Origin of the sequence: Pseudomonas sp. GXM4, assembly GCF_008923895.1 — a bacterium.
GTDB classification, from domain to species: Bacteria; Pseudomonadota; Gammaproteobacteria; order Pseudomonadales; family Pseudomonadaceae; genus Aquipseudomonas; species Aquipseudomonas atacamensis.
On the sequence record NZ_WBRZ01000206.1, the window covers coordinates 1 to 9708 of the forward strand.

9 protein-coding genes and 3 tRNA genes are annotated in these 9708 nt (G+C 61.0%); all 12 read right to left on the reverse strand.

Going from position 1 to position 9708, the window contains the following annotated elements; genetic code table 11:
• Positions 1 to 210: 210 nt before the first annotated feature.
• Positions 211 to 287 (reverse strand) — tRNA-Asp (locus F8N49_RS20890).
• Positions 288 to 380: 93 nt separating this feature from the next.
• Positions 381 to 457, reverse strand: a tRNA-Asp gene (locus tag F8N49_RS20895).
• Positions 458 to 512: 55 nt separating this feature from the next.
• Positions 513 to 588 (reverse strand) — tRNA-Val (locus F8N49_RS20900).
• A gap of 166 nt (positions 589 to 754) precedes the next feature.
• Positions 755 to 1531 (reverse strand): SDR family oxidoreductase, encoded by a 777-nt coding sequence (locus F8N49_RS20905; protein ID WP_122706896.1) that lies wholly within the window; start codon positions 1529 to 1531, stop codon positions 755 to 757.
• On the reverse strand, positions 1528 to 2739 hold the full coding sequence (locus tag F8N49_RS20910; RefSeq protein WP_016773944.1) for an O-succinylhomoserine sulfhydrylase: 1212 nt from the start codon (positions 2737 to 2739) through the stop codon (positions 1528 to 1530). The genes F8N49_RS20905 and F8N49_RS20910 overlap by 4 nt, the downstream gene beginning before the upstream one ends.
• 71 nt (positions 2740 to 2810) lie before the next feature.
• Positions 2811 to 4316, reverse strand: a complete 1506-nt coding sequence (gene purF / locus F8N49_RS20915) for an amidophosphoribosyltransferase (protein WP_016773943.1) — start codon at positions 4314 to 4316, stop codon at positions 2811 to 2813.
• A 41-nt stretch (positions 4317 to 4357) separates the two neighbouring features.
• Positions 4358 to 4918, reverse strand: coding sequence for a CvpA family protein (locus F8N49_RS20920; RefSeq protein ID WP_016773942.1), 561 nt, complete (start codon positions 4916 to 4918; stop codon positions 4358 to 4360).
• 98 nt (positions 4919 to 5016) lie between these two features.
• Positions 5017 to 5667, reverse strand: a complete 651-nt coding sequence (locus tag F8N49_RS20925; protein WP_122747152.1) for an SPOR domain-containing protein — start codon at positions 5665 to 5667, stop codon at positions 5017 to 5019.
• Positions 5651 to 6958 (reverse strand): bifunctional tetrahydrofolate synthase/dihydrofolate synthase, encoded by a 1308-nt coding sequence (folC, locus tag F8N49_RS20930; protein ID WP_151552388.1) that lies wholly within the window; start codon positions 6956 to 6958, stop codon positions 5651 to 5653. The genes F8N49_RS20925 and folC overlap by 17 nt, the downstream gene beginning before the upstream one ends.
• Positions 6955 to 7875, reverse strand: coding sequence for an acetyl-CoA carboxylase, carboxyltransferase subunit beta (accD, locus tag F8N49_RS20935; RefSeq protein ID WP_016773939.1), 921 nt, complete (start codon positions 7873 to 7875; stop codon positions 6955 to 6957). The genes folC and accD overlap by 4 nt, the downstream gene beginning before the upstream one ends.
• Before the next feature lie 199 nt (positions 7876 to 8074).
• Positions 8075 to 8707, reverse strand: coding sequence for a phosphoribosylanthranilate isomerase (locus F8N49_RS20940; protein ID WP_071171655.1), 633 nt, complete (start codon positions 8705 to 8707; stop codon positions 8075 to 8077).
• A 64-nt stretch (positions 8708 to 8771) separates the two neighbouring features.
• On the reverse strand, positions 8772 to 9596 hold the full coding sequence (truA, locus tag F8N49_RS20945) for a tRNA pseudouridine(38-40) synthase TruA (protein WP_016773937.1): 825 nt from the start codon (positions 9594 to 9596) through the stop codon (positions 8772 to 8774).
• Positions 9597 to 9708: the final 112 nt, after the last annotated feature.

Sequence of the window (9708 nt, forward strand, 5' to 3'; positions counted from 1 at the left end):
TTTTGATCTGGATTTTTTAAGAGCAAGATCAACAGATCGCAGCGTGCCGCAGCTCCTACAGGACGATTTGCGCAGGAGTTCGAGAGGGGAATAACCAAATTTCAGACACAAAAAACCCCGGTCTTTCGACCAGGGTCTTTGCTATCGATCCGATTCAGCCGATGGCTGGTTTCGGCGCTTCAAGGCGTTCAGTGGTCCTTGAAACAGATATGGCGCAGCGGACGGGACTCGAACCCGCGACCCCCGGCGTGACAGGCCGGTATTCTAACCGACTGAACTACCGCTGCGTATCGCTTTGAGCTTGCGCTCAAGTAACTCGTTTTGATTACCGGCTTCGGTGCCTGGCAATCGCGAACCAGATCAATCTGACTCGTAAAATATGGCGCAGCGGACGGGACTCGAACCCGCGACCCCCGGCGTGACAGGCCGGTATTCTAACCGACTGAACTACCGCTGCGCGTCGGTGCAGGCACTTTCAGCCTACTCTCTTGCTTGCGCAAGCTTCTCGGGAGTGGTGGGTGATGACGGGATCGAACCGCCGACATTCTGCTTGTAAGGCAGACGCTCTCCCAGCTGAGCTAATCACCCGTTTGCATCTCCGAGGCCGCGAAATTTACGCAGGTGGCGAAGCTAAGTCAATAGCAGGATTGGAGTTTTTCTGAAAAAGACGAAATTGCTTCATTCCTGAAGACGCCATCGACCGATAGACCGCATTCGCGAGCAGGCTCGCTCCCACAGCACGCGGCTTCGCTTGTTATTCCGTGTAGATCATCTTCTTGGTCATGCCGCCATCGACGACAAATTCCTGGCCGGTGACAAATCCGGCATTCCTCGACAGCAACCACGCCACCATCGCCGCGACGTCCTCGACAGTCCCTACCCTGCCCGCCGGATGCTGAGCATGATCGGCATCGGCCAAAGGTTCGGCGCGACGCACCGAGGGATCACGGGCATCAATCCAGCCAGGACTGACTGCGTTCACGCGGATTTCCGGTCCAAGGCTGATTGCCAGCGCATGGGTCAGCGCCAACAGCCCGCCCTTGCTCGCCGCATACGCCTCGGAGTCCGCCTCCGACTGTCGCGCGCGGGTCGAGGCCAGATTGACGATCGAACCGTTGTGCGCACGCAGATAAGGCGCACAGTGCTTGGCCAGCAACATCGGCCCGCTCAGATTCACCGCCAGCACCCGATTCCAATACGCCAGATCGAGGCTTTCCAGGGTGATGTTGTGCGGATCGGCCACCGCTGCGTTGCAGACCAGCGCATCGAGGCGACCAAACTGCCCCAATACCTCGGCCACGCCCAGCGCGACCTGATTTTCGTCGGCGACGTCCATGGCGATGAACCAGGCGTTCTCGCCAAGCACCTTCGCCACTTTCGAACCACGCACCCGATCAAGATCGGTCAGCACCACCTGCCAGCCTTCGCTGATCAGCCAAGCGGCGATTCCGAGGCCAATCCCGCGCGCAGCCCCGGTGACCAGCGCCACGCGGCCATGGGTGTTGGCCGCGGGTGTAGACAACTCGATCACAATGCCGCCAGACCGCGCGCCAGATCAGCTTGCAGATCAGCCACATCTTCCAGACCGACCGCAACGCGGATCAGACTGTCACGAATGCCTGCCGCTTCACGCTCCTGGGGCGCCAGACGGCCGTGGGAAGTGGTGCTTGGATGGGTGATCGTGGTTTTGCTGTCGCCGAGGTTGGCGGTGATCGAAATCAACCGCGTGGCATCGATAAAGCGCCAGGCGCCTTCTTTGCCGCCCTTGACCTCGAAGCTGACCACCGCACCAAAACCCTTCTGCTGGCGCTGGGCCAACTCGTGCTGCGGATGGCTCTTCAGACCGGCGTAATGGACCTTCTCGATGCCGTCCTGCTGCTCCAGCCATTCGGCCAGCGCCTGAGCGTTCGCGCAATGCGCTTTCATGCGCAGGTTGAGGGTCTCGAGGCCTTTGAGGAAGATCCACGCGTTGAACGGGCTGAGGGTCGGCCCGGCGGTCCGCAGGAAACCCACCACTTCTTTCATCTGTTCACCGCGACCGGCGACAACGCCGCCCATGCAGCGGCCCTGACCGTCGATGAACTTGGTCGCCGAGTGCACGACAATGTCCGCGCCGAGCTTCAGCGGCTGCTGCAACGCCGGGGTGCAGAAGCAGTTGTCGACCACCAGCTGCGCGCCCTTGGCATGAGCGATTTCAGCCAGGGCGGCGATATCCACCAGCTCGGCCAACGGGTTGGACGGCGACTCGACAAAAAGCAGTTTGGTGTTGGACTTGATCGCCGCGTCCCAAGCTGACAGATCGGCCAGCGGGACGTAATCGACTTCGACGCCGAAGCGTTTAAAGTATTTCTCGAAGAGGCTGATGGTCGAGCCGAACACGCTGCGCGACACCAGCACATGATCGCCAGCACTGCACAGGCTCATCACCACCGCCATGATCGCGGCCATGCCGGTTGCCGTGGCGACGGCTTGCTCGGCGCCCTCCAGCGCGGCAATGCGTTCTTCGAACGCGCGCACGGTCGGGTTGGTGTAGCGCGAATAGACGTTGCCAGGCACTTCGCCGGCAAAGCGCGCCGCTGCATCGGCAGCGGTGCGGAACACGTAACTGGAGGTGAAGAACATCGGGTCACCGTGTTCGCCTTCCGGCGTGCGGTGCTGACCGGCACGGACGGCCAGGGTATCGAACGCTACGCCTTCGAGGTCGCTGTCCAGCCGACCGGCATCCCATTCCTGACTCATGCTGTCTCTCCTTGCTGTTCTCGAACAATAAATATCAGATACAAAACCGGCCCCTCAGGGCCGGTGGAAACTCAGTTGTTGTACAGATCGATGATCGCACTGACTGCCTGGGTCTTGACCTTCGAGGCATCGTTGCGCGCCTGCTCGATCTTGTTCAGGTAAGCCTCGTCGACGTCACCGGTCACGTACTTGCCATCAAACACTGCGCAATCGAAGTGCTCGATCTTGATCTTGCCGCCGCCGACCGCTTCGATCAAGTCAGGCAGATCCTGATAGATCAGCCAGTCTGCACCGATCAGGTCGGCCACGTCTTGAGTCGAACGGTTGTGCGCGATCAGTTCGTGGGCGCTCGGCATGTCGATACCGTACACGTTCGGGAAGCGCACCGCAGGTGCCGCCGAGCAGAAGTAGACGTTTTTCGCGCCGGCTTCGCGGGCCATCTGGATGATCTGCTTGCAAGTGGTGCCGCGCACGATCGAGTCATCGACCAGCATGACGTTCTTGCCGCGGAATTCCAGCTCGATGGCGTTGAGCTTCTGGCGTACCGACTTCTTGCGTGCGGCCTGGCCCGGCATGATGAAGGTGCGACCGATGTAACGGTTCTTGACGAAGCCTTCGCGGAATTTCACGCCAAGGTGATTGGCCAGTTCCAGCGCTGCGGTACGGCTGGTGTCCGGAATCGGGATGACCACGTCGATGTCGTGCTCAGGGCGCTCGCGCAGGATCTTCTCGGCAAGCTTCTCGCCCATGCGCAGACGTGCTTTGTACACCGACACGCCGTCGATGATCGAGTCCGGACGCGCCAGGTAGACGTGTTCGAAAATGCACGGGGTCAGCGACGGGTTGGTTGCGCACTGACGGGTGTGCAGCTTGCCATCTTCGGTGATGTACACCGCTTCGCCTGGCGCGAGGTCGCGGATCAGGGTGAAACCGAGCACGTCCAGGGAAACGCTTTCCGAGGCAATCATGTACTCGACGCCTTCGTCAGTGTGACGCTGGCCGAATACAATCGGGCGAATGCCGTGCGGGTCGCGGAAACCGACGATGCCGTAACCGGTGACCATCGCCACAACGGCGTAGCCACCAACGCAACGGTTGTGCACGTCGGTCACGGCGGCGAACACGTCTTCTTCGGTCGGCTGCAGCTTGCCGCGCTGGGCCAACTCGTGGGCGAACACGTTGAGCAGCACTTCCGAGTCGGAGCTGGTGTTGACGTGACGCAGATCGGATTCGTAGATCTCCTTGGCCAACTGTTCAACGTTGGTCAGGTTACCGTTGTGCGCCAGTGTGATGCCGTACGGCGAGTTGACGTAGAACGGCTGGGCTTCGGCCGACGTCGAGCTGCCGGCAGTCGGGTAACGGACGTGGCCGATACCCATGTGGCCGACCAGACGCTGCATGTGACGCTGCTGGAACACGTCACGCACCAGGCCATTATCCTTGCGCAGGAACAACCGGCCATCATGGCTGGTCACGATACCGGCAGCGTCCTGGCCGCGGTGCTGGAGCACGGTTAGCGCGTCATACAGCGCCTGATTGACGTTCGACTTACCGACGATACCGACGATGCCACACATGCGACGCAACCCCTACTTAATGGATCTGAACTGAACAGCACTCACTGAGGCGTTTTCGCCGTCGGCAAGAGTTGCTCCTTGAACGGAATCTCAGCGGGTACGCTGATTCCGCTGGCAAGCCACTGACTGCTCCACCCCAGTATCAGGTTTTTGGACCAGTCGGCGACCAATAGAAACTTGGGCACGAGCTGTGATTCTTTCCACCACCCGTCCTGCTGTACCGGCCCCAGGCTCAACAGCCCGACCGCCACGACCACCAGCAACACGCCACGCGCTGCGCCGAAGGCCATGCCGAGGAATCGATCGGTCCCGGACAACCCGGTGACGCGAACCAACTCGCCGATAAGATAATTGATCATTGCGCCCACGATCAGTGTGGCGACAAACATGATGGCACAGCCCGCGATCACGCGAGCCGATGGGGTTTCGATGTATCCGGCGAGGTACTCGGACAGTGAGCCACCAAACATCCAGGCAACCGCTCCTGCGATGATCCAGGTCAGCAGCGATAACGCTTCCTTTACGAAGCCGCGGCTCAGACTGATCAATGCGGAGATGGCGATGATTGCAACGATCGCCCAGTCAACCCAGGTAAATGGCACAGTGCAGCCTACAGACGGATAAGGCGGCGCATTTTAGCAGAGCGCATGGCTGTCGGTAAGCTGCGATTGTCAGTGCTTTTCAATCGAGGTGATAGATTTCAGCCACGTTCAGGCTGAAAACGGACAACGAAGCCTTTGAGGTTCTGCTGACGACTCAGCAGATCACGCAGACGGTCGGCTTCGGCACGCTCGATCAGCGGACCGACGAACACCCGATTCTTGCCATCGGCCGAACGAATGTAGGCGTTATAACCCTGGCTGCGCAGGTTCTTCTGCAGGCTCTCGGCGCTGGCACGGCTCGACAGGCTGGCCAGTTGCACCGACCAGCTCACCGACAGACCGTTGGCATCGACGCGGCTCTGCGTGGTGTCAGGCTTGCTGGTTGCGGAGGTGATCGGCTGAGCCGGCGCCGGAATCGGCTTGGCCACTGGTGGCGGCGTTGCCGGGCGGGCAATCTGCGCCGGGATGGTCGGTGCCGGGGCGGCCGGAGCAGCAGGCACCACTTCTTCAGCGACCTCTTCGTCCGTTGGCACAGGCTCTTGTGGCAAAGCCTGGGGCTCAGGCACGGCGACCGGGTCCATTTGCACTTGCGGCATGGCCGAAGGCTGAGGCGCAGCCGGGGCCTCGACGGTCACCTGACGCTGCTCATCCTGACGGGAAAACAGCATCGGCAGGAAGATCACCGCCAGCGCCACCAGCACCAGCGCGCCAACCATGCGCTGCTTGTACGCTTTATCCAGCAAAGCCATTTGCCGCTTCCTCCGTGGAGCGCCGGGCCAGCCATTCAAGGGCCTCGGCGACACAATAAAATGATCCGAACAACAGAATCTCGTCGTCGCTGGTTGCCTCAGCGCACTGCCCTTCCAGAGCGGCCGCAACGCTGGCATAGGACGTAACCGAAGCACCAAGGTTCTGCAGCGCTGCCTCAAGCTCAGCTACGGGACGCGCACGCGGCGAATCCAGCGGCGCGACAGCCCAATGCGCGACACTAGCATTCAATTCGCCAACAACACCATCGAGATCCTTGTCCGCCAGCAACCCGAACACCGCCAGACGCTTGCCAACCGGCGGCCGCGCAGCCAGACGTCGCGCGAGATATTCAGCGGCATGCGGATTGTGACCGACATCCAGCAACAGGTTCAGGCGCTTGCCGTTCCATTCGAACGAACGACGATCGAGGCGCCCGACCACGCGCGTCGCCTGCAACGCCGCGACAATCTGTTCGGCATTCCACGGCAAACCTGTCAGCAGATAGGCTTGCAGCGCCAGCGCGGCGTTTTCCATCGGCAGATCAAGCAGTGGCAAATCACGCAATTCGACCGCTTGGCCCTGCGCGTCGGTACCGCGCCACTGCCAGTGCTGCTCAGTGATGCCGAGATCGAAATCGCGACCACGCAGAAAAAACGGGCAAGCCAGTTCGCGTGCCTTGTCGAGCAGCGGTTGCGGAGGATTCAGGTCGCCACACAGAGCAGGCTTGCCCTGGCGGAAAATTCCAGCCTTCTCGTAGGCTACAGATTCGCGGGTATCGCCCAGATAATCGGCGTGATCGACGCCAATGCTGGTGACCAGCGCAATATCGGCATCGATCACATTGACGGTATCCAGACGCCCGCCCAGACCCACTTCAAGCACCACAGCATCAAGCGCGGACTGTTGGAACAGCCAGAACGCCGCCAGGGTGCCCATTTCGAAGTAAGTCAGGGAAGTCTCGCCGCGGCCCGCCTCGACCGCAGCAAAGGCTTCGCACAGCTGCGCGTCAGTGGCTTCGACGCCGTTGAGCTGCACCCGCTCGTTATAACGCAGCAGGTGCGGAGAATTGTAGACGCCAACGCTCAGGCCCTGCGCACGCAACAAAGAAGCCACGAACGCGCAGGTCGAACCCTTGCCGTTGGTGCCGGTGACCGTGATCACCCGAGGCGCCGGCTGGCCCAGCCCCATGCGGGACGCTACCTGTTGCGAACGCTCCAGGCCCATGTCGATGGCCGACGGATGCAACTGCTCGAGGTAGGCGAGCCATTCACCAAGGGTGCGCTGGGTCATACGTTGGCAGGCACCGGCGGCACCACGATTGGCTCGATCGGCGCGGCGACGAACTTCGGCGTCGGCTTGCCAGTCATTTGTGCCAGCAGGTTACCCAGACGCGGACGCAGTTCCTGACGGTGGATGATCATGTCGATGGCGCCGTGTTCCAGCAGGAACTCGCTGCGCTGGAAGCCTTCCGGCAGTTTTTCGCGCACGGTCTGCTCGATTACCCGCGGACCGGCGAAGCCGATCAGGGCTTTCGGTTCGCCAACGATGACGTCACCGAGCATCGCCAGACTGGCGGAAACGCCGCCGTAAACCGGGTCGGTCAGTACGGAGATGAACGGAATGCCTTCTTCACGCAGGCGCGCCAGCACGGCCGAGGTCTTGGCCATCTGCATCAGCGAGATCAGCGCTTCCTGCATGCGCGCGCCACCGGAAGCGGCGAAGCAGATCATCGGGCAGCGGTTTTCCAGTGCGTAGTTGGCAGCGCGCACGAAGCGCTCACCGACGATGGCGCCCATGGAACCGCCCATGAAGTTGAATTCGAATGCCGAAACCACTACCGGCATGCCCAGCAGGGTACCGCTGACCGAGATCAGCGCATCTTTCTCGCCGGTCTGCTTCTGCGCAGCGACCAGGCGGTCCTTGTACTTCTTGCCGTCGCGGAATTTCAGACGGTCAACCGGCTCCAGGTCAGCGCCCAGTTCGTTGCGGCCTTCCGGATCGAGGAAGATGTCGATACGCGCACGTGCGCCGATGCGCATGTGGTGGTTGCACTTGGGGCAAACGTCCAGGGTCTTTTCCAGCTCCGGACGGTACAACACCGCCTCGCAGGACGGGCATTTGTGCCACAGACCTTCAGGCACCGAGCTCTTCTTGACCTCCGAGCGCATGATCGAAGGGATCAGTTTGTCTACTAACCAGTTGCTCATGCTTTCTTTCTCCAGTACCGGCGGCCCGAACGCTCTGGTTCGCAGCCCCGCGTATGCCCTTGAGCTAAATTCATGTGTGTGGCGATGGTTGATGAACAGTCGCGGTCAGCGCGGAACATGACCTGCGTACGATTCAGCAACCCTCAGCCGCGCCTGCTTTGTGCAAGTGCATTGATGGACGGCGGCAGACTGCCAGCCGTCACATCGACGATGTATTGCCGCGCACCGCGTTGATGAATGCGCGAATCTTGTGGTGATCCTTGATGCCTTTGCTCGCTTCTACCCCGCCGCTGACATCCACCGCGTAGGGCTTGACCCGCGCTACCGCATCAGCAACGTTCTCCGGCGTCAGGCCACCGGCCAGAATCAGCGGCTTGCTCAGGTGTTGCGGAATCAGTGACCAGTCAAACGCCTCGCCGGTTCCGCCAGGCACCCCTTCGACATACGTGTCGAGCAGTACGCCACTGGCCCCGGGAAAGGCATCGCAGGCAGCGGCGATGTCATCGCCGGCCTTGACCCGCAGCGCTTTGATGTACGGACGATGCCAGCCTTCGCACTCCTGCGCGCTTTCGTCGCCATGAAATTGCAGCAGATCAAGCGGCACCGCATCGAGGATTTCTCCCAGCTCGCACCGACTGGCATTGACGAACAACCCCACGGTGGTGACGAACGGCGGCAACGCCTTGATGATCGCCCGCGCCTGCTGCACGCTCACCGCACGCGGGCTCTTGGCGTAAAACACCAGACCGATCGCATCGGCACCGGCTTCGACGGCGGCCAGCGCATCTTCGATGCGGGTAATGCCGCAGATCTTGCTGCGAACAGCTGACATGTCAGGAGAACCTCAAGGCAAAATCCGAAAACGTCCCGGATGGTAACAAAAGCGTCCGAGGGCGTCAGCCGTCAAGTTCGGAGAAACCCGTAAGGAAATGTGGCCCGATAAAGCGCTCGGGTAACGGGAATTCGTCGTGGTACTCGACCTGCACCAGGTACAGCCCGTACGGATGCGCCGTCACCCCGCCGGAGCGACGCTCGCGACTCTCCAGCACTTCTTTCATCCACTCCACCGGGCGCTCCCCGGCACCGATGGTCATCAGCACACCGGCAATATTGCGCACCATGTGATGCAGGAAGGCATTGGCCCGAATGTCGAGCACGATCATCTTGCCGTGACGAGTCACGCGCAGGTGATGCATCTTCTTGATCGGCGACTTGGCCTGGCACTGACCGGCCCGGAACGCGCTGAAATCGTGAGTACCGATCAGGTACTGCGCGGCCTCGGCCATACGCTCGGCGTCGAGCGGACGGTGATTCCAGGTGATTTCTTCATTGAGGTGCGCCGGCCGAATCTGATCGTTGTAGATCACATAGCGATAACGCCGGGCGATGGCCTTGAAGCGCGCATGAAAATGCGCCGGCATGACCCTGGCCCAGCTGACGCTGATGTCATGGGGCAGATTGATGTTGGCGCCCATGACCCAGGCTTTCAGCGAGCGATCAACCTGGGTGTCAAAGTGCACCACTTGCCCGCAGGCATGCACGCCGGCATCGGTACGCCCGGCGCATTGCAGGGAGACCGGCGAATTGGCGACTTTCGACAGAGCTTTTTCAAGCTCTTCCTGCACCGTCGCCACACCGGTCAACTGACGCTGCCAGCCGCTGTAGCGCGAGCCTTTGTACTCAACGCCCAGCGCGACGCGGTAAAAGCCGTCGGGCGCCATTTCGGCGACCGGGTTATCTATGTTTGCCAAGGTGGTACAGCCTGCTGATTTTGCAAAGGCGGGCATTATAAGGCGGTGGGCCGGGGATGCCAGAGGTTCTCTGTCGCATGAT

What these genes read in the sequence shown, in the direction of transcription:
- F8N49_RS20940 (WP_071171655.1), bottom strand. Translation starts at nt 8,707, where the DNA reads ATGTCAGCTGTTCGCAGCAAGATCTGCGGCATTACCCGCATCGAAGAT.
- F8N49_RS20910 (WP_016773944.1), bottom strand. Translation starts at nt 2,739, where the DNA reads ATGAGTCAGGAATGGGATGCCGGTCGGCTGGACAGCGACCTCGAAGGC.
- purF (WP_016773943.1), bottom strand. Translation starts at nt 4,316, where the DNA reads ATGTGTGGCATCGTCGGTATCGTCGGTAAGTCGAACGTCAATCAGGCG.
- accD (WP_016773939.1), bottom strand. Translation starts at nt 7,875, where the DNA reads ATGAGCAACTGGTTAGTAGACAAACTGATCCCTTCGATCATGCGCTCG.
- F8N49_RS20925 (WP_122747152.1), bottom strand. Translation starts at nt 5,667, where the DNA reads ATGGCTTTGCTGGATAAAGCGTACAAGCAGCGCATGGTTGGCGCGCTG.
- truA (WP_016773937.1), bottom strand. Translation starts at nt 9,596, where the DNA reads ATGGCGCCCGACGGCTTTTACCGCGTCGCGCTGGGCGTTGAGTACAAA.
- folC (WP_151552388.1), bottom strand. Translation starts at nt 6,958, where the DNA reads ATGACCCAGCGCACCCTTGGTGAATGGCTCGCCTACCTCGAGCAGTTG.